The organism is Empedobacter sp. R750 (assembly GCF_030324345.1).
Classification (GTDB): Bacteria; Bacteroidota; Bacteroidia; order Flavobacteriales; family Weeksellaceae; genus Empedobacter; species Empedobacter falsenii_C.
Genome location: NZ_JACAGF010000007.1, coordinates 141,052 through 164,111, shown reverse-complemented (window position 1 = coordinate 164,111; position 23,060 = coordinate 141,052). Strand labels below are relative to the sequence as shown.

Genomic DNA, 23,060 nt, shown 5'->3' with positions numbered 1-23,060 from the left:
ATGAATTTAAGTAAAATTCATTTAAATTAGAGCTAATTCAATTTCATATTCAATAATTATTTTTTTCATTTGAAAAAATTAAATAACACATTGAATTATGAAGAAGACTTTTATTCTATTGGCAACAATTTTTGGGTTATGCTCAACTACTTATGCGCAAACAATTTTCGAAAAATCGAATACTATAGTTTTTGAAAGAATAAAGAAGGATAAGAAAGAGACGTTAAAAAGAAATTTTGACTGGACAACTTATAATAGAGGAAAAGATATTAATTCTTTTGGAGAATTTTCTCAAGTTAATAGTTCTGTGAAAAGTAGAGCGACTGAGCAGAATGATATAAAACCTTTTGGAAATATAAATGCACAACGTTGGGCATATGGAAAAAATGTAGATAATAATGAAACGATTTTGTTTTCTATTGATTCTAAATATGGACCAAATGCAACATTTACATTAAAAACATATACGGATGATTTAAAAGTAGATAAACAATTTACAATTAGTATTCCAGAAACAACAACAAGAGCAGAAGCAATCGCAGATTTTTCAGCAAAAATATTAGACAATAATGATAAATTAATTGTTGGGGTTTATGTGCATTTTACAGATGGAGGACAAGGTCCAGAATCTGTAAAAGATCAAATTTGGTTTGTAAATGAAGCAGGAGAAGTTTTATATAAAGAGGATACTACTTCTGCAGAGTTTTTAACAGATTCGAAAGGAAAACAACAAGCGTATACTTATAAAACGAATGATGATTTTGTAACAATTAAGAAAATTAATTTAACTGATACATCGAAAAATTTAGAATATAAAATTCCATTTAGTCTTGCTAATTTTTATGTAGGAATGCCAATAGTACATAAAAATTTGAATGGAAAAGATTATGTAGTTTTAGCGCGTTATACTGAACAATTAGTTGATAATTCAACATTAGAATTTAATACAAATGCAAAATTTGCTTTAGATTTCATTGATGCAGAAACGTTTGTTTTAGATAAAACATATACTTTACCAGTAATCGGATTTGATGAAGAAAATCCGTACACAATTCCGATGGCTACTTTTGGATTGTTCTATAATACTGATAAATACGATATTTCATCTAATATTTATAATACGGATAGTAAATTAGAGTTTACTTATGGTTCATATATTTATGATTTGATGGCTGATAAAGAGTCGTATAATTATTTTGTTGTGAATGAAGATGGTACTATTTTAAAATCACTTACCGAAGATGTCGTAGCTGGTGGTATAGAAACTGGGATCGAATTAATAGAGATACCAAATCAAAAAGATCAAGTAGCAATGTTAGTTGACCAAAATGGTGAAGGAGGATCTAATGTTAAAATATATAATTTACCAGATTTCGAGTTAGCACAAGATTTTCCAGTATTATATAATGATGATATTTTGTCTCTTAATATGAATAGAATTCCAAGCGATAATTCTTTTAATTATGTAGTTGGTTTAAACGCAGGTGAAATGGATGGAGATAAAGCATTTGGTCTTGTAAAACATTATGATGCGAAAGGTGTAGAAGTGAAAAAAGTCAGATTACCAATTACTCTTGAAACAGAATTATTTGCTCCGTTTTTAAATGCATTAACGTTAAATCCAACTATTGTTAATGATGATGATAAGATAGAATATGTGTATGCTTATCAAGATAGAGAAAACGGTGTTGCAGCGAATACATATGGTATTGCGCAAGATGAGAATAATGTTTTAGCAATGTTCTCAGGAAGAACAGAAAGAGGAAACATAACGACAATAGGTTATGGTATGAATAAAAAAGGAGAATTTGATCGTTTATATGCTTATTATGGAAGCGATTATTCTGCTACATCATTTATAACAGATTTCTATAAATTTCCTTTTGAAAGTTTAGCAGTTAATGATATTCAAAAAAATACACAATCAATAAAATATTTGAGTAACGTAAAAGAAATCCGAGTTGATTATGATTATGAGACATATCAAGTATTTAATATGAGTGGAAACTTAATTTCTTCAGGAAATTCTTCTAAAACAATTTTTACAAACGGATGGAATAAAGGAGTTTATGTCATCAAAACAATAGACAAACAAGGTAAAGCTAATACAGCAAAAATCTTAGTTTTCTAATTCTAATTAACACTAATTATGAAAAAAATCCAACTAATTTTAGTTGGATTTTTTTCGTTTAAATTTATAAGTTAGCATTACGCCGCCTTTGTAGAGAATCCATTCACCACTTTTGTTGAATGATTGCGCAGAATCATACCGTCCGAAATTAGGAGAATCTTCTTTATAATAACCTTTGTAATTTCCTTGAGAGTGTCCTCCTCCAACAAAAACATCTAATCCCCAATGTTCGTTGATTTTGACTTGATATCCAATTGTAGCTCCTGTTAAAATTGCAAAGCCACGTTGGTATTTATCGGTGTTCCAATAATTCCATTTTTGAAGATCAAAGAAACCAACACCAATATTTGGACCTACATAAAACTTACTAAATGATTTATCAAAGTAATACCTACCTTCACCAAAAGCCATATACATTTGTAAATGATTTCCTGCAAATGATTTCCAAGGAGAGATAAATCCGTCAGCTTGCAAAGTTATTCTATCTGTAATTGCATGTTCAACACCAAGATTTACCATTGCGAGTGGCATTGTTAAAGCATTAGCTTTTATTTGTGTTTCACCTTTTTGAGCAAAAATTGTGGCGGGAAATAACAACGAAATTAATTTATTCATATGTATTTTATATTTGTTTGCTAGGCTAAGGTAAAAAAAGCAGTTTATTTAGATGTTAATTCAAGCTTTTTTATAACTTTACTTAACATTTAAGTACATTATGGCGCCAATATTATCAATCCTAATTATATTTTTGATTTTCGGAATTTTTGTTTCGATATTCTTTGTTATTGCCGTATCTGATGCGAAAGTCAGAGAGAAAAATGAACAACATACACTGAAAAGCTTACCAGATCAGGTAGACTTAAAAGCTGTTGTACGTTACAATATTGGGCGTCCGCAAGGGAGATTTCTTAAAATGAAATCTTTTCAGGGAAGTGGTGTATTATATGTACAAGGAGATCAATTAATTTTCAAAGATATTTTGGGTAATGAAGATCATATTTTTGATTTGAAAACATGCAAATTATCTTGGGTTGAGAACAAAATAAATGGGATTACAAATGCTTTTAAAGTTGCCGATCACGAAGCAATTATCTTCTTTTATACTGATAAAGGTGTTTTTATTTTTAATACGATTGAAGAAAATGCGTCGACTTCAGATTTATATATTCGTTTGAAAGAATTGCGTAAAAGTATTAGAAATGCTAAAAAAGCTGAGTCGGCAAGTGAATAGTTAATACAGCTCGGAAACCGCTCATATCTTTAAAATTTTTATTTTCTCTAAACTCGAAAGAATAACCAGCATTTAACTCTACAATGCTCAAAACTGCAATACCAGCTTTTGGTGTAATTGTCCATGGAGAAACTTCGGCGCGAATAACATAAAAAGCAGAGCTAAAATTTGAACTATAAGGATCACCTGGATTGTTGTGAAAATTGAACATATATCCAGCTCCAACTTCTGGAATTACACGAAATTTATCTTTCATATAACCCAAATTTGCATTGGCGCTAAATGTCAAAATATTGTTGTTATCTTGTACTAAGAACAAATCTGTTCCAACTTTTCCATAATTTCCATTCCAATATTCATAACCAAGATTAATTGTAAAATAATCGGTTAAATTTTGTTGTGCTTTCGCTTGAAAACTAATGATAAAAACAAAGATTGCGATGAACTTTTTCATGTGATAAAATTAATGAATTATTTAGTTTTCTTCCAAAAAAATAAATTTTCGTCGTTTTTACTTTCTCTAATTCCAATTGAAAGGAATATTAATTCCAGCAGAAAATTGAAAGCCTTTTATCGGTTTGAAATTATCTTTCTCATTAATTTTAAAACCATATCCTATTCCAAATTCAACTATGGTCAAAAAAGTTAATCCAACTTTTGGAGTGATTGTATACGGTGTAAACTCGCTTTCTACAAAAGGAAAAATATATGAGCCGCCTGAGGTAAAATAGCCTGTAATACCAATTTCTGGAATGACATGAAAATTATCTCGCATATAAGCCATGTTTGCGTTGGCATCTATTCGTGGAGTGATAAATGTATCACCTAATCCAAAAGTGTAAAACAGACCTAGTTTGGCAAAGTTCCCAGATTGATTAGAATAACTTCCTGAAACGCCAAATAAGTTTTGACTGAATGCAAAAGAGGAGAATAAAAGAATGAAGATTGTACTGATTTTCCTTAAAGTCATACGTTTGGTTTTGAAATTAAACTTAGTGTAAAGATAAATAGCTACAACTTATCTTGTTGTAGCTATTTATAATGATTTATTAAAATTTAAAATCGACTCAAAATTTTAATCCATCGTGAATCCTTTTGTATAGATTCGTCCGTAATAATCTGCAAATTTAATTGATACGCGACCTTTATAATTTTTTAATATTTTTTCGATATCGTCTTGTGAACTTACATTTTTATCATTGATCGATAAGATAATAAATTCTTCTTGAACACCTGCTGCAGCTAATTTTCCTGAATTATCAAGATGTTTTACCATCACACCATAATTAATTCCGAAACTATCTTTTTGACGTTCTGTTAATGGCTCAAATTCTGCTCCAAGAACTTCAGTTGGCGTTAAGTCAGATTTGCTTCTCACTTTAGTGCTTCCTTTAGCATCTTTCAATGTAATGTTGTATGTTTTCTCAGAGTTTCCACGTCTTACAGTAAGCGCAACATTGTCACCAGGACGTTTGCTTCCTACGATGAACGATAACGAAGAGAAAGATGTAATTGGTTTTCCATCTACAGCTGTAATAATATCGCCTTCTTCGATTCCAGAATCAATTGCAGACCCTTTCGCTACCAATTCAGTTACCATTACTCCATTATCGGTTTTAATATTTTTCTTGAATTGCTTGTTGTATTGTTTTACAGCATCTTCATTCGATAAATCAAAACCTTTGATACCTAAATATCCACGTTGTACAATTCCGTACGATTTGATATCCTCCACAACTTTTTTCACCAAGTTTGCAGGGACAGCAAATCCGTAACCAGAATAAGCTCCTGTTGGTGAAGAAATAGCTGTATTAATACCAATTAAATCTCCGTTTGCATTTACCAAAGCACCACCAGAGTTTCCTGGATTAATCGCTGCATCGGTTTGAATAAACGATTCGATTGGTGATTCAGAATTTTTACCTAAAATATTAATGCTACGACCTTTTGCCGAAACAATACCTGCTGTAACAGTAGAAGTCAAACCAAATGGATTCCCAACTGCTAACACCCAATCTCCAACATTAATCGCATCAGAATCGACAAATTTTGTGAATGGTAAACCTTTTTCACTAATTTTCAATAAGGCAATATCTGTACTTGGATCAGTTCCAACTAATTCAGCAATATAACTTTTTTGATTATTCAAAGTCACTTCAATTTTAGAAGCGCCTTGTATCACGTGATTATTTGTAACAATATATCCATCTTGAGAAATAATTACACCAGAACCCATTCCAGATGGTTGATCTTGATCTGGTTGCTGTTGTTGTCTTCCTCTTTGTTGTTGTTCTGGTTGACCAAAAAAGAAATCAAAAGGATCAAACATTTGTTGCTGTTGTTGCTGTCTTTGATTCGAATAATTTTTGATACTCACAACCGTATGTACTGCTTTGTTAGATGCCTGCACAAAATTTGGCGCATCATATCCATAATTTCCTTTATAATCTACAAATTCAAAGTCTCCGTTTTTCTGATTACTCGCATTTGTAATAAATGGATTACTTCCATTTTCGTTCATCAAATAAAAACCTCCCATAGTTGTCATAGAGCTCACTAATCCAACTAATAAGTATCCTGTATATTTTTTCATCTTTATTATATAAGTTTTTAATGTTTTAGATTAAATCAAATTTAAGACCAAAATTTTAACATTTCAAACCGTTTAACGCATGTTAACACTATATTATAAATCTTTTATAACATTAGTTAAGAGTGATAAAAATGTCTTTACTTTGTTTAAAATTAAAGAAGTTGAAATTAAAATTTTATAAATATCAAGGAGCTGGGAATGACTTTGTCATGATTGATGATCGAGAAAAAACGTTTCCAATCTCTACAGAATTGATTAATAGGCTATGTGATCGTAATTTTGGGATTGGAGCTGATGGTTTGATTTTGTTACAAAATGATGAAAATTCAGACTTCAGAATGGTGTATTTCAATTCAGATGGAAATGAAAGTACAATGTGCGGAAACGGAGGACGTTGTATTATTCGATTTGCAAATGATTTGGATGTTGCCAATGACAAAATGACATTTAATGCGATTGATGGTCTACATCATGGTATTGTAGATCAAGAAGTTATTCGTTTACAGATGATTGATGTAAATGAAGTGGAAGATCACGACAAATATTTGTTTATGAACACAGGTTCGCCACATCACGTAGAATTTGTGGAGAATGTAAAAGATATTAATGTCTACAAAAAAGGAAAAGCGATTCGTAACGGTGCACCTTATTTTGAGAAAGGTTCTAACGTAAATTTTGTTGAAGTTATGCCAGATAATAGTCTTACAATTCGTACGTATGAACGTGGAGTAGAGGACGAAACCTTGGCTTGCGGAACAGGGATTACGGCTGCTGCGATTTCTGCTTATGTCAAAAATTTGGTGGATAAAAAAGATATCAAAGTAAAAGCAATGGGTGGAGATTTATCTGTAAATTTTGAAGAAAATAATCATAACTTTGTCAATGTTTGGTTAAATGGACCAGCAGTAAAAGTTTTTGAAGGTGAAATTGAAATTTAATTCAATCCAATGAAAAAATTAAATTTAGTATTAATATTAATCTGTTCATTCGCATTTGTAGGATGTACATTTATAGATGGTTTCAAAGGAAATGCAACCAAAGATGGTTATATCTATATTTCTCGTGGAGCTAAATTTGAGCAAGTTTTAGATTCTTTAAAACCATTTTTGAAGGATGAAAAATTGTTCAAACAATATGCAGAAGATGCAGATTATCCAGCAACGATAAAATCTGGAAAATATAAAATCTCAAGCTCAGATTCTAACCGCGATATTATTGATCGTTTACAAGGGGGAGAGCAAGAAGAGGTGAAGCTTCGTATCAAAAATGAACCGACAATTTATCATTTAGCAGGATCAGTTTCCAAGCAAATTGATATGGATTCTATCGAAGTTTTGACAGCTATTCGCGATTTTGTGAAAGAAAAAAACGATACAACGTTAAACGACGAAACAGTTAAACAATATTTTATTCCAGAAACGTATTTCGTGTATTGGGGATTAACACCAGAAAAGTTTGTGGACAAAATGGTGGCGCAACACGACAAAGTGTGGAATGCAGATCGTTTGGCAAAAGCAAAAGCGCTCAACATGACACCTTTACAAGTGACAACTTTGGCGTCTATTGTTCAGTTGGAATCGTCTGATAATATGGATGAACAACAAAAAGTTGCACGTGCATATATGAATCGTTTGGCGAAAGATATGCGTTTAGAGGCCGATCCAACTTCTATTTATGCGTACAAAATGGAAAATGGTTGGGATCAAAAAGTGCAACGTGTGTACAAAAAATGGACGTGGTCTTCGAATGCGTACAACACATATCGTAACAAAGGTTTACCACCAGCGCCAATTTGTTTACCAAATTTAGGAGCAATTGATGCGGTTTTATCACCAGCAAATCACGATTTTATTTTCTTTGTTGCAGATCCTAAAAAACCAGGTTACCACATTTATACCAATGATTATCAGGAACATTTGAAAAATGCTGAGAATTATAGAAACTGGTTAAAAGAGAATAATATCAAATAGTTGTATCTTTAGCTAAACCAATTTTAGCTATGTTACAATCAAATTATACAAAAAGAGAATTCCTAAAACTGCTTGGTACAGGTAGTTTAGGAATTTTTTTTATGTCTTTTTATTCGTTTGATGATTTTTTGGATGATGATTTAATAATCTTGACAAAAGATGATGAAAAGTATGATCAATACAGAAAATCATTCAACAAAAGAATTGAGAAGTTTCCGAAAATTATAGCAGTTTGTAAATCCGAAACTGGAATAAAAAAAGCAATTGTATTAGCAAACGAAAAGAAACTAAAAATTGCCATTCGAAGTGGAGGACATAGTTTTGAAGGTTTTTCGAATGTTGATAACGGATTGTTGATTCATCTTGGATTGATGAATAAAATTACGTGGTTGCACGAGAATAAAGTGAAATTACAACCAGCTTGTTTGTTGCAGGAAATTTATGCGAATTTTTTACCTAAGAAAAGAATTATTCCAGCTGGTTCGTGTGGAACTGTCGCTATTGGAGGTTTGACTTTGGGCGGTGGTTACGGTTTTTTTAGTCGGAAATATGGTTTGACCTGTGATAATTTGCTTCGTGTAAAAATGATCGATTACAAAGGAAATATAATCGATTCTGATAAAGATCCAGATTTACTTTGGGCGTGTAAAGGAGGCGGAAATGGAAATTTTGGAGTTGTGACGGAATTACATTTCAAAACTTATCCTGCACCACAATCTTTCAGTGGATATCGTATGAAGTTTAATAATTTGACTTCTGATAAATTTGTCAAATTGATTCGGATTTGGTTTCAAGCAACGGAAAAGTTACCGAACGAAGCTTTTTCTGCTTTTGTGTTGAATGGAAAATTTTTAACGATTTTATTTACCAATTTTGCAGCAAATCAAACTGATTTTGAGAAAATATTTTCGAGTTTAATTCCACTAGCGAATGATTACAAACCGATGAAAAATAGAAATCTGGCTGCTGCACTCAAAAATTATTATGGTGTAACAGAACCAATTTATTTCAAAAATTCTTCGGCTGGTTTGTACACAGGAATTGAAGACATCGAAAAAGGTTTGGAAGATATTTTTGCAAAAGTTGTTGCTTCTAAAGGAATGATTTATCAGATCAATACTTTGGGAGGAAAAATCAATGAAGTCAAAGCTTCAGATTCTGCTTATCCACATCGTGATATTAATTATTTAAGCGAATTACAAGCATATTGGGATTTGCCTTCACAAGAAGAAAAGTTGACAAAATCATTTGAAGAAGTACAACAATTATTAAGAAATCTTGGAAATGTAAAACAATACCGAAATTATCCAGATATCAATTTTCCTGATGCAAATAATGCTTATTTCGGAAATAATTTGGTTCGTTTGCAAAAGTTGAAAAAGAAATATGATCCAAATAATTTGTTTGATTATCCACAAGTGATTAAATAAAAAAACTCCTGAAAATTATTTTTCAGGAGTTTTTGATTGATTATTTGAAAGCTTTTTTCATCTTAAATTTTAGCATATTCATTAATCCAGATTCGATAATATCAATACCTAAACCGTAATTACTATCTGCAATTGTGTAATGATTATTTCGGAATTCCTCGAAATTTTCCATCGTAATTTCATGATTCGTCGAAGGATTGTATTCAATGTAAGCACTTCCTCCACTTGCTGTAATTTTCTTTCTACTTGAGTAGGTGAAATATTTATCATTAATCGTCGATTCTTGAATCGTATACTTTTCCTTTGTATCAATTTTTTGATCGGTTGATAAGTTGATTTCATACTTTTCACTATCGAAATTATGCCAAAAACTTGCGTCTTCGTGAATAAAATCTCTCACATTATTTTTCGGGATATTTCGATCAAAGAACATCAAGAAGCGTTCGTTTGTCACTTTATCTTTAAAATATGGATTCTCGATTCGTGCTTTATATTTTATCGTTAATTCGTTCAGCTTTTTATCATCCGAAACAATTTCAATCGAAGTGTCTTTAAAAATTTTTCTCAAATCCATTTCAGGTCGATCTGCACTATAATTTAACGCATAATAAAAGAAACTATTCCAACTATCAATAATTTCGCGCTTGTTAGTATTTTTGAAATATCGGCGCATATTATTTGCACGATTGTAACGATAAATCGATTGAGATTCTAAATAACCTTCGTTTCCTTTTGCCGCTACACTGACTTTTTCATCTATACAAAACTTAGGAAATTTGTAAGGTTCACGAATTTGTAAGGTTTGATTTGGTTTAATTTCTAAATAATGCGCAAAATAAATAAAGCTTCTATTTTCTAAGTAACCATACTCATTACGCATTGTTGCATCAACGTAATATGTTTCATTATTATGTTTGACTTTTACAATCACATGATTGAATGCCAACAACGATGGGAGATAATATTTGAAATAGAAATCAGTATTATAATTCAATAAAATGATTGAAGATTCTAATCCTAGATAATCAAAAATAACTTTCAATAAAATAGATTTTGCCTTGCAGTCTCCTTGTTTATTTGCATAAGTTACTTCTGCTTCTTGAGGTTTGTGACCGCTCATTTCATCGGCATTGTAGATATAATAAATATGGTTTTGAACATATTCTATCGCATATTCAATTTTATCTTCGATGTCAGAAAATTCATTTAATTTTTCAATCAGATTTGGTGCGAAACTTTCAAGATTAGCTTTGTTAAGCACTTCTTCGTAATAAGGCGAAATAAAGTTTGAAAGCTTTTCCCAGGTGCTTTTTGTTGCAAAATCGATGTAAGGAAAAATCTCGCGATTTGGATCTGTTGGATTAAGATAATTTACTAACTCAAAAACGAAAGAATCGCCAGAAGAAATTGTTCCTGTTTCAGCTTCTATTACATTTCCATTTTGGTCACGGAAGAAGTTTTTCTTGTAAACAAATTCATCATCACGCTCATTGATTAATTCGAACGTATAATTTCCATATGCCCAATACGAATCAGGGCTAACCCATAAATATCGGCTGTATTCTTTGCGGACAAAATCTTTATCAGTAAATATTTTTTCTCTTGCATCTTCCAATACAAGAATATCATATAAACGCAAATCTTTGATCGAAATATTAATTTTTTTGCTTTTGTTGATTACGCCAGAACCGCTATCATTTTCGTTATCCAAAACTTTTACAGTGATATCTGCTAATTTATCAATTAACTCTCCATCACGAATCACAGAAATTCTATGAATCAAATAAATTTCGTTTTCTTCGACAATTGTATCGAAAGTAGAAGCTTTTTCTAAATTTGCAGGATCGGTTAAGGTGTAAGACATGTTAACATACTCGATATGTTTTTCACGTGTTACATAAAATTTTTTGTCCAAAAAGTAACAATAATCTCGTCCTTCATCTAAAATATTTTTCGAGAAATCAGTTTCTTTAGAAAGTTCAATAATTTGTTCGTCTGTTAAACTCTTTGTCCAATTTTCTGGTTGAATAATTTTATAAATTTCGGTAGTAGGGTTTTCCATCTATTTATTTTTAGTTGATTAGATTAAAAGTACAAAAATTATTTATAAAAAAAACGCGTCTACAAAGTAGACGCGTTCAGATAAATTTTATGATAAAAATGTAATTTATTGATTTAGAACTTATATCGTAAACTCACGATAAAATATCTTCCCAAAACATTTTTAGTTGTAGTCGATATGTAGTTATCATTAAATCCATTCGAAACAATTACGTTGTTTCCTAATAAGTTTCCACCTGTAAGTGTTAAATAAGTTTTCTTCGCAATATTGTATCGTGCAGAAGCATTCCACTCTTTTGCTGTGTTTATTTCTACTCCATCACGGTATTGTAAACGATAAGAGAAATCGGTCTGAACTAATAATTTACTTGTAGCGGACCAAGCAGCTTCCCCGTATGGACGCCAGTTCGTAAATTTCTGTTCAGATAATGATTGATATTTACTTAGGTTTAAATTAACCCCAGCCTTCAATTCAAATTTCTTTTTGAATGTAAACGAGTTCTCTAAATTATAAGTTTGGTTAAAACTTTTATTGTTTACATTGTTTAATTGATCATTTGTTACAACACCATTTTTGTATTCAATATTTCGTGTAATGGTATAATAATTAGAAGTAGAAATATTACCTGTTAATCGTGCATTGTACCACTTAGCAAAACGCTTCCCAATCATGAAATATCCTGAATAAGTTTCTTGGTTATTACCAGAATTAATTAAGGTATTGAATTGATAGTTATTTACAATTGTATCGTTTCCAGAGATAATAAAATCACGGTTCAAAACAGATTGTGTTTGTATACTTTTTTCTTGTAATGTATAACTCAAATTCGCAAAAATATTAAAGAATGTGAACGAGTTAAAATGACTAAAATTAAGACTTGCTGTATGTGTCAAAGCTTGTTTTAAGTTTCTATTTCCATAGAAAATCGACTGATAACTTTGAATTGTGTACGAGTCATTAAAATCTTTTGTGTACGGATAGCTATAGTTTTGCGTATAACTAGCGCGAACACTTGTTGCATTGTTAAACTTGTATTGCAAATTCAGGTGAGGTAAAAATTTTGTTTCCGAACGATTTAATTTTTCACCATCTTGGTATTTCGATTTTTCATTAAAGAACGAAACTCCCGCTCCCGCATCTACTTGAAAGTTTCCTAATTTTTTTGTCAACGTTACATCAGCAAAGGTCTCGTTGTAATCTAAATCTGTATTACTGATTAATGAATTATCATTCATTAATTTCTGGAAATCATAGATTTTATTCTCAAAATCTTGTGTACTAAAATTTGTTCCAACTTTCACCTTAAGGTTAGATGTATTTGTCAACAAGTGATTGTAGATTCCATATAATTGAACAGTATTCAAAACAAAGTTTTGATCTTGATTGATATTATATTGATTATTTACTTGAGATAAATTCTTGAATAAATTAAAAGATGAGAACGGATTTGCTGTTGATAAAACATTGTAATCTGGCGTATCTTTTTGATATTGATGACGAAAATATAAACCAACATTATCATCGCGTCCAACTTTACGGATGTAAGATAAAGTTTGTGATAAAGAGTAATTCTTTTGTTCAGAATTTACATTTCTAAAGCTATTTTTTTGATCGTTATAATAGCTATCAACCAATTGTTCATTTTCGCTATCTAAATAATTAAAGTTTAAACGATATTTAATTTGTCCTTTATCATTCGGATTATAATCTAAACGCAAACGCGACATTCCCATCAAAATATTGCTCTTATTTTGTTCCTGATCGACAGTTGTATAAGGTGTTTCGATGTTATTGTAATAACGTTCAGATTTAGAATTGTAACGAATATTATTTGTATTAAGTAAACCAAAACCAGAGATTTTTAATTTCTTATTTGGTTCAACACCAAAATGCACTGCACCATTATAGGTATTCATACTTGGCGCATCATTTTTTGTCATTAAGTTTAGATTGTTTGAATTTCCTCTTAATGAATAAATACTTCCTTCAGAATTAAATTCAGAATATCCACCAAAGAAGCTCATATAATCATCTTGATCAAAAACTTGTTTCCCGAATGTATTAAAATCATTGATTAAAGTTCCGTCCGTTTTTTCTGAGAAATAGAAAATTTTTGCTTGCGCATCTGTATGTTTATCCGCATCTCCACCTAACGTCACATTACCAAATGCAAGACGTTTCATATCATCTTTTAGTTCGATGTTTAACGAAAATTGTTCATCATCTTCTTGTAATGAAGAAGCAAAAGGATTTGATTTGAATTTTGTATTCAATTGAATTTTAGAAACTGCATCCGAAGGTAAATTTTTGTTCAATAATTTTTCGTTACCACCCAAAACTTCACGTCCACCAACTGTTACTTGCGACATAGGTTTACCTTTGTACATTACCTTTCCATTTTGAACTTCAATTCCAGGTAATTTTTTAAGGATATCTTCTAATGTTTCCTCATTTCCAACTTTGAAAGAATCTGCATCAAACTCAATTGTATCACCTTTTACTTTGATCGCTTGTTGAGCTTTTACAATTGTTTCTTTTAAGGAAATTTCTTTTCCTTGTTTAAGCTTTATTTTTTTGTTGACATTTTCAGTTAAATCAACATTTTCTACATATGTTTCGTAACCAGCTTGCTCAATTTCGATATCATATTTTTGTCCACAAGGCAATTTGAATTCAAATTCACCCATGTTACTTGTAAAAACAAAACCTTTTCCTTCGTTTTTACTATCAAAAATAGAGACAGAAGCATCTGTAACAGGAATTCCAGCATCATTTGCAACAGCACCTTTTAATTTACATTCTTGTGCAAATGAGATTAGAGCAGCTGAAGTAAATAAAATTAGATAGAGTAATTTCTTCATATGTATTTTTTAGTTGATAACTCAAATAGAGTTTTTTGTAAAACACATCTGTTTATGTGTTAAAAACAGATGTGTTTTATATTTTGTTTAATGAATTATTGGGTATCTACACCGCTATTCATCATTTCTTTCATCTTTTTTTGCATATCTTCTACAATTTTCATGAATTGATTATGCGTTACAGTTTCACCTTTTGTAGGAATGTTAACTTTTAATTCTTTATCCGAAAGTTTTAATTCTTTTAAAGTGAAAATCATTGTCGTTCCTTGGTAATCAAATTGAGCTTTTACAATTAAACCAGGTAAACCAGCTAAAGAAGTTGGTCCATCTTTTATTGGAATTTCTGGAGCAAACCAAGCCGTTACAGGAATAGAATCCATCATAACACCTTCTGCTTTTGTTGCTTTGTATCCTGCAATATCCGTTTTCTCACGAGAGATTTTCCATTTGTAATCAGGAATTTGGTCTTTAATCAAATATTGTTTTGTCCCCATATCAACTTCTTTGTAATACAAATTTGGAGTTACTGTAAAGTCTTTATAAGTTGGTTTATTATCGAATGATGCCATTTGTTGAGCAATCATTCCTCCTTGAGATTGAGCATTTCCTACTTTTTGTTCTAATACAAAAGTTGATTGTTTTGAATTACTTTTTAAGAAATAGTTCATGAAAACACCAGCATCAATTTCAGCTTTCAACATTGGACCAACTTGTGAGCGATATTGTTGAGGAACTTGTGCCATTGTTTTGTCATAATCCAATTTCATTTCGCAAACATAAGTTGCATCGATATTTTGTGTTTTATTGTCTTGTGCGATAGAAACTGTAGTTGTGATAATTCCTAAGGCAAATGTTAAGATTGCTTTTTTCATAATTGTTGTAATTTGTTTAATTAGTCTGCTTTTGTTGACTAATGTTACAGATATTTTTTGAATTTATTCTAAAAAATAAAATGTCATTCAAAAAGTTAAGGATTTTCAAATGACATTTTTATCTAGCGATTTATTATTTTTTTATAATAAATACGTCGAGACATTTCCTCCTTTTTTGATAAAATCTTCTTTCAATTCATCAAAAAGTTCTTGGTTAATAGCCTTTGTTGTTCCTTCTAAAATATATGTTGTATATCCCAATGCTAAAGCATCTTTTGCTGTATAATACACACAATAATCTGCTGCTAAACCGCAAATGTATACACTCGTTACATTATGATCTTTCAAGAATCCATTTAACCCTGTTGGATTCTTTTTATTCACATCAAAAAAAGCACTATACGAATCAACTTCTGGATTCATACCTTTTCGGATGATTGCACTAATTTTATTTTGCTTGATATCTTTGTGTATTTCAGCTCCTTTAGTGCCTTGTACACAATGATCTGGCCATAAAACTTGACGATTTCCACCTAATTCGATTACATCAAAAGGTTGTTTATCTGTGTGTTGCGAAGCAAAACTTTTGTGATTTGCTGGATGCCAATCTTGCGTTGCCACAACAACATCATACTTTTCTTGCAATTTATTTATGCGTTCGATAATTTTATCTCCATCATTCACAGCCAACGAACCTCCTGGTAAAAAATCGTACTGCATATCTACGATGATTAAAGCTTTCATAGTATTTTATTTCTTAAGATTAATTTAGAATTAAATATAAGTTTTATAATATGAAATTGAACCAATTTTTATGAAAATTAATCGAATTTTAAGAAACCTTAATCTCGTTTATTTACGCCAGAATTTCTCATTTCTTCGAAACGTGAGCGTTGTTCTTGCATCAATTTATCAAATTCTGTTTGAGAGATAGCACCTTTATCTTTTGGTTTTTCGATTGGTTTTGTATTTGTTGATGTTTTGATATCTGTCAAATAAATAATTTTAGAACCTTTAAACATTCCTCTGTTAATCTCTGTTTGTACTTCTGCGATTAAACCTGGTAATCCCCAATAATTTTCTGGACCAGTTTTATATTTCAAAGTTGGAATGTACCAAACTGTTGTCTGAACGCTATCAATAATAGCAGTTGCTTTTTTGGCTTCGTTTCCTAAAATTGTTTTTGTTTCGCGCGTTAATTTCCAATCAAAATTTTGCAAAGAATCTTTTATAACATAGCTTTTCCCCATCATGTTTTGCTCTTTTAATAGCAAATGATTTGTACTATTTTTATAAATATTATCTCCATTCATCGACATCATTCGCATTCCGCCTCTCATTCCTCTAGAACCTTGACTTTGATCGTTTGATATTTTTTCAACCATTTTATACAACGATTCATCACCCAAAATAGTCAACTTAGCTTCTTGAGGCTCTTGAATATTTTTCTTGAATTGCTCTTGCATTTCTTTTGGCATCGTACGTCCATTGCCACCTCCCGGAGGTTGAAACGTAAAATCGTCTGGCAAAATAATACGCGTTGTGTACGAAATTTCTACTTTTTCTTGTTGCGCAAATGCAGAAAAACTAAATAGTAAAATAAAAACTGAAATTATTTTTTTCATTTTAAATATGCTTATAGCTTTTAGACAAGAAATTGTATGAAATGTTTAATGAAGGATGAAAATATTTTCTTTAATCCTTACTTACTCCTTCAGAGCTCATCTGTTTTAGCCTTTCCATTGCTTTTTCATTCAACGCTTTATATTCTTCGTTGGTGATTGTATTTTTATCTTTTGGCTTTTCAATTGGTTTTAGATTTGGCACTTCTTTGACTTCTGTTGCACGAATAGTACTACTTTCGATTCCTTTATTTTTTGAGTTTTTAATTTCTACTTCTAATATCAAGCCTGGCAAACCATTGTAAATTCCAGGTCCATCTTTTATCGCAATACTTGGAGCATACCACGCAGTTACAGTTGTTGTGCTATCCACAATAGCAGTTGCTTTTTTGACATTAAAACCAATTAATTTTTTTGTTTCGCGTGTTAATTGCCATTTGTATTCGGTTAATTTATCTTTTATTGTATAAGTTTTGTCAAATGATTTTACACTTTTCAAATAATCTTTTGTAGTTAAATTTTTGAATAAACCATTTCCTGAATCTCCAAAACTCATCGAAACTCTCATTCCATTTCCTCCTTGTTGATTATCTATTTTTTCGACTTTATTATAAGATGATTCGTTTTCATTGATTGTTAAGATAAAATCTTTTGGCTCTTGCATATTCTTAATCATGTCATTGTAAACATCAGTAGGAATTGTGCTTGCTTTACCATTTGTAGAAAATTTTATCGAACCTTTAAATTCTTCTGCATTTACTTTTACAATCTCTTGATAATTCACTTCAAGTTTTTGCCCAAAAGAAATCGCGGTAAGTAGAACGAAATAAGTAAATAATGTAACTATTTTTTTCATTGTAGTTTGATTTGTTCTACAATGATAGTAATATTTTTATGTTCTACAACAATAGAATTAAAAATTTATAGAAATTTTAAGAAATGATTTAATATTTGAAGATAGATTATTTTAAATCCTTAAAGTACTGACGTTTTTGCACGAAATATTGAAAAGGCAATAATTCTTTATCTGAATAATTTTTTATTTGATTTTGTTGACGCTTTTTATACATTTTTATAAAACCAAAATAAAAATGCATATGTGATAAGAAAACAGCCCAAACATGTGGAAGTCCTTGTTTTGGTAAAAAGGCAACAGCAGCAATTCCATCCATTGAAAGACGTGTGAAAAGCATCGGAAAAAGTTTGTTTGCAGGTAGATTTTTAAGCATCATCCACAAACTATTTCGGTAATTTAAATACCATTTTTTTGGATTGGATTTATCCAAAGTTGCACCGCCCAAATGATAAACAGTTGATTCTCCACAATAATAAATTTTTCGCCCAGCATTGTTTAATCGCCAACACAAATCGATTTCTTCCATGTGTGCAAAAAATTCTTCGTCAAAACCATTTTGTTCAAAGAAATCTTTTTTTCGGATGAATAAACTTGCACCCGTAGCCCAAAAAATTTGTGTGGTGTCGTTGTATTGTCCATTGTCTTTTTCTAAAGTTGAAAAAACACGTCCTCGACAAAATGGATAACCAAATTTATCAATGAAACCTCCTCCAGCACCAGCATATTCAAAATATTCTTTGTTTTTGTAGTCTAATATTTTGGGTTGAATTGCGGCGATATCAGGATTGTTGTCAAACAATTTTTCAATTGGTTCTATCCAATTTTCAGTTACTTCGACATCCGAATTTAATAAACAAAAATATTCTGCATCAATTTCTTTTAAACCTTCGTTATAGCCTTGTGCAAAACCATAATTTCCTTTATTCTGAATGATTTTGACAGAAGGAAATTGAGTTGTTAACAATTCGATAGAGTTGTCAGTCGACGCATTATCAATTACATAAATTGTTGCGTTTTTAGAATTGTTAATAACCGAAGGTAAAAATTGAGGCAATAATTTTTCGCCATTCCAATTTAGGATTGCAATTGCTGTTTTCATGAATATTTAAAATTACAAATCGGCATATTTCCAACGTTTGTGGCTCCAAAGCCAATTATCTGGATGTTGTTGAATGGTTTGTTCTAAATGATGAAAAAATTGATGAACAATTTCATTTTCTTCAAATTTTTCTTGTTGAGGTTGTAGTCGAATAAAAGTTGTGTGATAATGACCGCGTTTTATTTTCTCGGTTTGACAAAAGACAACAGCCATGTCTTTGCGGCGTGCAATTTTATCAAAACCATTAAAAACAGGTGTTCTTTGATTGAGGAAATCAATAAAATAGTGAACAGCCGATTGTTTTGGACTTTGATCAGCGACAAATAAATAGGCTAATTCTCCATCATTTGGGGCTTTCATCATAAAACGCAACACATCTTTCATATCTAATGCTTTTGTACCAAAACGACCACGCATAACGTTGATTTTATCGTTCCAAAAAGGGTTTCTAATTTTATGATAAACGGCTGCACTTTCTTTTGTTGGTAAATGTTTTACCGTTCCAATAAACCATTCCCAATTGAAAATATGCCCACACATCATCATGACATCTCGTTTTTCATTTTTTATTTCATTAAAAATGTCGAGATTAGAATATGTAAATCGTTTGTCCAATTCTTCTTGAGAAATAGAAAAACTTTTTAAAGTTTCAACTAAATAATCACAAAAATTTGCATAGAATTTTTTGTGAATGGTTTTGATTTCTTCTTGAGATTTTTCGGGAAAAGAGTTTTCTAAATTTGTTCTAATGACACGTCTTCTATAACCAATAACCGTGTACAACAGAAAGAACAGAAAATCTGAAAATCTGTATAAAACCGAAAGAGGTAAACGTGAAATTTGATAAATTATGAAATAAAAAATGCTGTTCATTTGACAAACAAATAAGCGACAAATTTACGAATTAAATTTGTTCGTTGCTTGCCAAATTGCATCTTTCGGAACTGGAGCTACAATTGTCATTTCTTCTTTTTTGACAGGATGTTCAAATGTAATGCGATGCGCATGTAAACAAATGCTTCCGTCAGGATTAGAACGTTTAGCGCCGTATTTCAAATCGCCTTTGATAGGAGAACCAACAGAAGAAAGTTGCGCGCGAATTTGATGCGAACGACCTGTAAATAACTTCACTTCTACACAATGAAAAGAATCTAAAGCGCCTAAATAAGTGTATTCTAAAATTGCTTTTTTTGCATCAGCAGTAGGTTTAGAATAAACTGTTGTTTTATTATTTTTAGGATTTTTCTTTAGATAATGTTCTAATCTTTCGAAGTCTTTTGGTGGTTTGCTTTGTACAATAGCACGGTAAACTTTGTCAATATTTCGTTTCTGAAACATTTCGTTCATTCGTGTTAAAGCTTTCGAAGTTTTAGCAAAAATCAACACACCAGAAGTTGGACGATCCAAACGATGCACCAATCCTAAGAAAACATTTCCAGGTTTGTTATCGCGTTTTTTTATATAGTCCTTTAGACTATCGATAAGTGGAATGTCGCCTGTTTCGTCTCCTTGTGCTAATTCGCCTGCTTTTTTGTTAATGATTAACAGATGATTATCTTCGAATAAAATTTCTGGATTCATGTTATTGAGAATAAGGTTTAGACATAGGGAAAGTCAACCTAATTAATTAGAATTTATTTAATTTTTTAATGCTTTTTTGAGTTTATTAATCTCAAAAATTGTAGTATTTAATTCTTAAAGAAGAAGATTTATTGTGTTTTCGTTAAAATATCCAACTTTCTGTCCATAATACAAATGAGATTTTGTTTCGAAAGCCGAACCTTTTGCGATTTCATAATATTTAACTTTATCATTAATACTCGATTTGCCAAAACCTTCAGCAATATTTGCTGAAATACTTTCTGCAGAACGTCTTATTTGTGATGTTAATCCATAATCTTCTGTTCGAGGTAAATTTGAACTTAACTCAAAAACTTGAACAGCGATATTCATTGCTTTTATCCAAATTGGCATTTCTGTGAAATCGTGATAAGGCATGTTGTAAGTTTAAGGTTTAGACTAAGATTAAGTTTAAAAGAGGTTAAGATTGAGTTTTGTCTTTTCCTTAATCTCAACCTTAACCTCAATTTCTAATATTGTTCATTCGCATTTGGAAAGTCGCCCGATTTTACATCCGCAACATATTGTCCAATTGCTTGGTGAATTTGATCTTCTAAGTTTAAATATTTACGAACAAATTTTGGTTTGAATTCGTTGTTTAATCCCAACATATCATGTACAACTAAAACTTGTCCGTCGCAACCTGCACCTGCACCAATTCCGATTGTTGGAATACTAACTGACGCTGTAACTTTAGCAGCTAAATCAGCAGGGATTTTTTCCATTACTAATGAAAAACATCCTAATTCTTCTAATAATTTAGCATCACTAATTAATTTTTCTGCTTCCGCATCTTCTTTTGCACGTACTTTATACGAACCAAATTGGTAAATAGATTGTGGCGTAAGACCTAAGTGTCCCATAACAGGAATACCAGCATTTACGATACGACGAATAGATTCTTCGATTTCTTTTCCACCTTCTAATTTGATTGCATGCGCACCAGATTCTTTCATGATTCGAACAGAAGATTCTAAAGCTTTTTGCGGGTCAGATTGATAAGTTCCGAAAGGTAAATCAACCACAACCAAAGCGCGTTTAGCTCCACGAACCACACATTGTGCATGGTAAATCATTTGATCCAAAGTAATTGGCAAAGTAGTTTCGTGACCAGCCATTACATTAGCAGCAGAATCACCAACTAAAATAACTTCCGTTCCAGCCGCGTCTACAAGCGAAGCGATTGTAAAATCGTAAGCCGTTAACATCGAAATTTTTTCTCCGGTAAATTTCATGTTACGCACAGTTTCGGTAGTGATACGTTTGATTTCTTTATTTACAGACATTACGTTTATATTTTTAACTTTTGTAAAGTTAATTTGAATATTAAAACAGAACTAATTTTGACTGAAATTTTTTCCAGTTTGCTAAATGAAGAACAAGATAATCGGTTCGTTGAAAATGAAATAACAATTTTCACAATTTTATAAACGTAAATAAGCTTGTCTATTTGCTCATTTTTAGTAAATTGGTGTTCGAATTGAGAGAATTTTACTAAATTTGTTCTCTTAAACTAATTTTAAATAACCATAAATGAAAATAGCAATAGTGGGAACAGGCTACGTTGGTCTGTCTAACGCAATTTTATTAGCTCAGCATAATGAGGTAGTGGCGTTAGATGTTGTTCCAGAAAAGATTGCAATGCTCAATGCAAAAAAATCTCCAATTGAAGATAAAGAAATTATAGATTTTTTGCAGAATAAGGAGCTTAATTTTCTTGCGACTTTAGACAAAGAAACTGCGTATACAAATGCAGAATATGTGATTGTTGCAACGCCTACGGACTACGATCCAAAAACAAATTATTTTAATACATCAAGTGTAGAATCGGTTATAAAGGATGTCAAACAATATAATCCGAATGCTGTAGTTATTATAAAATCGACAGTTCCAGTTGGTTTTGTTGAAGATTTAAAATCACGATTAGAATATCAAAATATTATTTTTTCTCCTGAATTTTTGCGAGAAGGAAAAGCTTTATACGATAATTTGTATCCATCAAGAATTATTATTGGTGAGCAAAGTGAAAGAGCAGAAGTTTTTGCTAATTTGTTAAAAGAAGGAACAATTAAGAAAGATATTCCTACATTATTTTCTCATTCGACAGAAGCTGAGGCAATCAAATTATTTTCGAATACCTATTTAGCATTGCGTGTCGCTTATTTTAATGAGTTAGATAGCTATGCACAAACATTCAACTTGGATAGTAAACAAATTATTGAAGGTGTTGGTTTAGATCCTCGTATTGGTTCGCATTACAACAATCCATCGTTTGGATATGGTGGATATTGTTTACCAAAAGATACCAAGCAATTGTTGGCAAATTATGATGCAGTTCCGAATAATATTATTCAAGCAATTGTTGATGCAAACAGAACGCGAAAAGATTTTATTGCAGATTCTATCATCGCTAAAAATCCTAAGAAAGTTGGTGTTTATCGTTTGATTATGAAATCGGGTTCAGATAATTTTAGAGCTTCGGCAATTCAAGGAGTGATGAAACGTATCAAAGCAAAAGGAATTGAAGTGGTGGTTTACGAACCAGTGCTGAAAGAAGATTCTTTCTTTGGGTCAAAAGTGGTGAAAGATTTTGAAGCTTTTAAACAAGAATGTGATGTAATTATCTCGAATCGAAATGCACCAGAATTGGCTGATGTGAAAGAGAAAATTTATACACGCGATTTATTTGGAAATGACTAAAACTAACAACTAT

21 protein-coding genes are annotated in these 23,060 nt (G+C 31.1%); 6 read left to right on the top strand and 15 right to left on the bottom strand.

Features of this window, described 5'->3' with window-relative positions; translation table 11 throughout:
* Positions 1-97: 97 nt before the first annotated feature.
* Positions 98-2,131: a T9SS type A sorting domain-containing protein gene (locus tag HXZ74_RS09350; protein ID WP_280061810.1), complete on the top strand. Its 2,034-nt coding sequence runs from the start codon at positions 98-100 to the stop codon at positions 2,129-2,131.
* Between the two features lie 39 nt (positions 2,132-2,170).
* Here HXZ74_RS09350 and HXZ74_RS09345 read toward each other — a convergent pair whose 3' ends face one another.
* On the bottom strand, positions 2,171-2,746 hold the full coding sequence (locus tag HXZ74_RS09345; RefSeq protein WP_286475023.1) for a DUF3575 domain-containing protein: 576 nt from the start codon (positions 2,744-2,746) through the stop codon (positions 2,171-2,173).
* Positions 2,747-2,846: 100 nt separating this feature from the next.
* Between HXZ74_RS09345 and HXZ74_RS09340 the strand changes: the two genes are divergently transcribed.
* Positions 2,847-3,362 (top strand): hypothetical protein, encoded by a 516-nt coding sequence (locus HXZ74_RS09340; protein WP_280061812.1) that lies wholly within the window; start codon positions 2,847-2,849, stop codon positions 3,360-3,362.
* Here the strand turns inward: HXZ74_RS09340 and HXZ74_RS09335 are convergent.
* The 3 genes from HXZ74_RS09335 to HXZ74_RS09325 form a co-directional block, all read right to left on the bottom strand.
* Positions 3,334-3,816 carry a hypothetical protein gene (locus tag HXZ74_RS09335; RefSeq protein WP_038331078.1) on the bottom strand — a complete coding sequence of 161 codons (483 nt, stop codon included), beginning with the start codon at positions 3,814-3,816 and terminating at the stop codon, positions 3,334-3,336. The genes HXZ74_RS09340 and HXZ74_RS09335 overlap by 29 nt on opposite strands.
* A 66-nt stretch (positions 3,817-3,882) precedes the next feature.
* Complete coding sequence (locus HXZ74_RS09330) at positions 3,883-4,332, bottom strand: hypothetical protein (protein WP_038331079.1); 450 nt, start codon at positions 4,330-4,332, stop codon at positions 3,883-3,885.
* 105 nt (positions 4,333-4,437) lie between these two features.
* Positions 4,438-5,955: a Do family serine endopeptidase gene (locus tag HXZ74_RS09325; RefSeq protein WP_280061813.1), complete on the bottom strand. Its 1,518-nt coding sequence runs from the start codon at positions 5,953-5,955 to the stop codon at positions 4,438-4,440.
* A gap of 161 nt (positions 5,956-6,116) precedes the next feature.
* Here HXZ74_RS09325 and dapF point away from each other — a divergent pair, with 161 nt between their 5' ends.
* From dapF to HXZ74_RS09310, 3 genes are read left to right on the top strand one after another with little or no spacing between them, the layout of a single operon-like run.
* Positions 6,117-6,893, top strand: coding sequence for a diaminopimelate epimerase (dapF, locus tag HXZ74_RS09320; protein WP_115001951.1), 777 nt, complete (start codon positions 6,117-6,119; stop codon positions 6,891-6,893).
* Positions 6,894-6,902: 9 nt separating this feature from the next.
* Positions 6,903-7,925 (top strand): endolytic transglycosylase MltG, encoded by a 1,023-nt coding sequence (gene mltG, locus HXZ74_RS09315; protein ID WP_114998867.1) that lies wholly within the window; start codon positions 6,903-6,905, stop codon positions 7,923-7,925.
* A 29-nt stretch (positions 7,926-7,954) separates the two neighbouring features.
* The gene (locus tag HXZ74_RS09310) at positions 7,955-9,355 is read left to right on the top strand and encodes an FAD-dependent oxidoreductase (RefSeq protein ID WP_286475019.1); all 1,401 of its coding nucleotides are present in this window, start codon (positions 7,955-7,957) and stop codon (positions 9,353-9,355) included.
* A gap of 40 nt (positions 9,356-9,395) precedes the next feature.
* Here HXZ74_RS09310 and HXZ74_RS09305 read toward each other — a convergent pair whose 3' ends face one another.
* The 11 genes from HXZ74_RS09305 to panB all read right to left on the bottom strand — a co-directional run bounded on the left by HXZ74_RS09305 (position 9,396) and on the right by panB (position 21,633).
* Positions 9,396-11,417, bottom strand: a complete 2,022-nt coding sequence (locus tag HXZ74_RS09305; RefSeq protein WP_286475017.1) for a hypothetical protein — start codon at positions 11,415-11,417, stop codon at positions 9,396-9,398.
* Between the two features lie 113 nt (positions 11,418-11,530).
* Positions 11,531-14,278 carry a TonB-dependent receptor gene (locus HXZ74_RS09300; RefSeq protein WP_286475014.1) on the bottom strand — a complete coding sequence of 916 codons (2,748 nt, stop codon included), beginning with the start codon at positions 14,276-14,278 and terminating at the stop codon, positions 11,531-11,533.
* A gap of 95 nt (positions 14,279-14,373) precedes the next feature.
* Positions 14,374-15,150 carry a GLPGLI family protein gene (locus HXZ74_RS09295; protein ID WP_286475013.1) on the bottom strand — a complete coding sequence of 259 codons (777 nt, stop codon included), beginning with the start codon at positions 15,148-15,150 and terminating at the stop codon, positions 14,374-14,376.
* 141 nt (positions 15,151-15,291) lie between these two features.
* The gene (gene pncA / locus HXZ74_RS09290) at positions 15,292-15,894 is read right to left on the bottom strand and encodes a bifunctional nicotinamidase/pyrazinamidase (RefSeq protein WP_114998876.1); all 603 of its coding nucleotides are present in this window, start codon (positions 15,892-15,894) and stop codon (positions 15,292-15,294) included.
* Between the two features lie 98 nt (positions 15,895-15,992).
* Positions 15,993-16,775, bottom strand: a complete 783-nt coding sequence (locus HXZ74_RS09285; protein ID WP_280061818.1) for a GLPGLI family protein — start codon at positions 16,773-16,775, stop codon at positions 15,993-15,995.
* Between the two features lie 70 nt (positions 16,776-16,845).
* Positions 16,846-17,628, bottom strand: a complete 783-nt coding sequence (locus tag HXZ74_RS09280) for a GLPGLI family protein (RefSeq protein WP_280061819.1) — start codon at positions 17,626-17,628, stop codon at positions 16,846-16,848.
* Positions 17,629-17,734: 106 nt separating this feature from the next.
* The gene (locus HXZ74_RS09275) at positions 17,735-18,727 is read right to left on the bottom strand and encodes a glycosyltransferase family 2 protein (protein WP_280061820.1); all 993 of its coding nucleotides are present in this window, start codon (positions 18,725-18,727) and stop codon (positions 17,735-17,737) included.
* A 12-nt stretch (positions 18,728-18,739) separates the two neighbouring features.
* The gene (locus HXZ74_RS09270; RefSeq protein WP_286475010.1) at positions 18,740-19,600 is read right to left on the bottom strand and encodes a lysophospholipid acyltransferase family protein; all 861 of its coding nucleotides are present in this window, start codon (positions 19,598-19,600) and stop codon (positions 18,740-18,742) included.
* A gap of 24 nt (positions 19,601-19,624) precedes the next feature.
* A complete protein-coding gene (locus HXZ74_RS09265; protein ID WP_286475007.1) occupies positions 19,625-20,308 on the bottom strand; it encodes an RluA family pseudouridine synthase in 684 nt (227 codons plus the stop codon).
* Between the two features lie 114 nt (positions 20,309-20,422).
* The gene (locus HXZ74_RS09260; RefSeq protein WP_286475005.1) at positions 20,423-20,725 is read right to left on the bottom strand and encodes a four helix bundle protein; all 303 of its coding nucleotides are present in this window, start codon (positions 20,723-20,725) and stop codon (positions 20,423-20,425) included.
* A 92-nt stretch (positions 20,726-20,817) separates the two neighbouring features.
* Positions 20,818-21,633: a 3-methyl-2-oxobutanoate hydroxymethyltransferase gene (panB, locus tag HXZ74_RS09255; protein ID WP_286475003.1), complete on the bottom strand. Its 816-nt coding sequence runs from the start codon at positions 21,631-21,633 to the stop codon at positions 20,818-20,820.
* Positions 21,634-21,880: 247 nt separating this feature from the next.
* Here panB and HXZ74_RS09250 point away from each other — a divergent pair, with 247 nt between their 5' ends.
* Positions 21,881-23,047, top strand: a complete 1,167-nt coding sequence (locus tag HXZ74_RS09250; RefSeq protein WP_286475002.1) for a nucleotide sugar dehydrogenase — start codon at positions 21,881-21,883, stop codon at positions 23,045-23,047.
* The last annotated feature ends 13 nt before the right edge of the window (positions 23,048-23,060 follow it).

What these genes read in the sequence shown, in the direction of transcription:
- HXZ74_RS09350 (WP_280061810.1), top strand. Translation starts at nt 98, where the DNA reads ATGAAGAAGACTTTTATTCTATTGGCAACAATTTTTGGGTTATGCTCA.
- HXZ74_RS09345 (WP_286475023.1), bottom strand. Translation starts at nt 2,746, where the DNA reads ATGAATAAATTAATTTCGTTGTTATTTCCCGCCACAATTTTTGCTCAA.
- HXZ74_RS09340 (WP_280061812.1), top strand. Translation starts at nt 2,847, where the DNA reads ATGGCGCCAATATTATCAATCCTAATTATATTTTTGATTTTCGGAATT.
- HXZ74_RS09335 (WP_038331078.1), bottom strand. Translation starts at nt 3,816, where the DNA reads ATGAAAAAGTTCATCGCAATCTTTGTTTTTATCATTAGTTTTCAAGCG.
- HXZ74_RS09330 (WP_038331079.1), bottom strand. Translation starts at nt 4,332, where the DNA reads ATGACTTTAAGGAAAATCAGTACAATCTTCATTCTTTTATTCTCCTCT.
- HXZ74_RS09325 (WP_280061813.1), bottom strand. Translation starts at nt 5,955, where the DNA reads ATGAAAAAATATACAGGATACTTATTAGTTGGATTAGTGAGCTCTATG.
- mltG (WP_114998867.1), top strand. Translation starts at nt 6,903, where the DNA reads ATGAAAAAATTAAATTTAGTATTAATATTAATCTGTTCATTCGCATTT.
- HXZ74_RS09310 (WP_286475019.1), top strand. Translation starts at nt 7,955, where the DNA reads ATGTTACAATCAAATTATACAAAAAGAGAATTCCTAAAACTGCTTGGT.
- HXZ74_RS09305 (WP_286475017.1), bottom strand. Translation starts at nt 11,417, where the DNA reads ATGGAAAACCCTACTACCGAAATTTATAAAATTATTCAACCAGAAAAT.
- HXZ74_RS09300 (WP_286475014.1), bottom strand. Translation starts at nt 14,278, where the DNA reads ATGAAGAAATTACTCTATCTAATTTTATTTACTTCAGCTGCTCTAATC.
- HXZ74_RS09295 (WP_286475013.1), bottom strand. Translation starts at nt 15,150, where the DNA reads ATGAAAAAAGCAATCTTAACATTTGCCTTAGGAATTATCACAACTACA.
- pncA (WP_114998876.1), bottom strand. Translation starts at nt 15,894, where the DNA reads ATGAAAGCTTTAATCATCGTAGATATGCAGTACGATTTTTTACCAGGA.
- HXZ74_RS09285 (WP_280061818.1), bottom strand. Translation starts at nt 16,775, where the DNA reads ATGAAAAAAATAATTTCAGTTTTTATTTTACTATTTAGTTTTTCTGCA.
- HXZ74_RS09280 (WP_280061819.1), bottom strand. Translation starts at nt 17,628, where the DNA reads ATGAAAAAAATAGTTACATTATTTACTTATTTCGTTCTACTTACCGCG.
- HXZ74_RS09275 (WP_280061820.1), bottom strand. Translation starts at nt 18,727, where the DNA reads ATGAAAACAGCAATTGCAATCCTAAATTGGAATGGCGAAAAATTATTG.
- HXZ74_RS09270 (WP_286475010.1), bottom strand. Translation starts at nt 19,600, where the DNA reads ATGAACAGCATTTTTTATTTCATAATTTATCAAATTTCACGTTTACCT.
- HXZ74_RS09265 (WP_286475007.1), bottom strand. Translation starts at nt 20,308, where the DNA reads ATGAATCCAGAAATTTTATTCGAAGATAATCATCTGTTAATCATTAAC.
- HXZ74_RS09260 (WP_286475005.1), bottom strand. Translation starts at nt 20,725, where the DNA reads ATGCCTTATCACGATTTCACAGAAATGCCAATTTGGATAAAAGCAATG.
- panB (WP_286475003.1), bottom strand. Translation starts at nt 21,633, where the DNA reads ATGTCTGTAAATAAAGAAATCAAACGTATCACTACCGAAACTGTGCGT.
- HXZ74_RS09250 (WP_286475002.1), top strand. Translation starts at nt 21,881, where the DNA reads ATGAAAATAGCAATAGTGGGAACAGGCTACGTTGGTCTGTCTAACGCA.